Origin of the sequence: Rossellomorea sp. FS2 (assembly GCF_047915635.1) — a bacterium.
Classification (GTDB): domain Bacteria; phylum Bacillota; class Bacilli; order Bacillales; family Bacillaceae_B; genus Rossellomorea; species Rossellomorea marisflavi_A.
Genome location: NZ_JBLRVS010000004.1, coordinates 575,988 through 576,308, shown reverse-complemented (window position 1 = coordinate 576,308; position 321 = coordinate 575,988). Strand labels below are relative to the sequence as shown.

The window sequence follows — 321 nt, the reverse complement described above, 5'->3', positions numbered from 1 at the left end:
ATCGCGATGGACCCGAAAAAGATGAATGGAATGATGAATCGTCCCTTTGGCAATACATTCCACAGATAACACGATGCATATAACCCTGAAGCAAACAAAAACACCGTGTTTGCCCACTCAAGCCAAGGCGGCAAGAGCGAGAAACCGACTAGAATCAATCCAATCACAAACCATACACAGAAGAACTTCCACAAATATTTCTGAAATACAAACATCCTCTTGATCCCCACTTTTTGACTGGATTGAAGCTCATTCAGGAAATCAATCCATCATGTATTTTCATTTACCGGACTTTCCCTTTTCAGCATGTCAAACCACCCG

At 42.1% G+C, this 321-nt stretch carries 1 pseudogene; it reads right to left on the bottom strand.

Annotation, left to right across the window (positions count from 1 at the left end):
• A pseudogene (locus ACNA6I_RS13855) lies at window positions 1-194 on the bottom strand (carotenoid biosynthesis protein); the annotation flags it as partial.
• Window positions 195-321 lie beyond the last annotated feature (127 nt).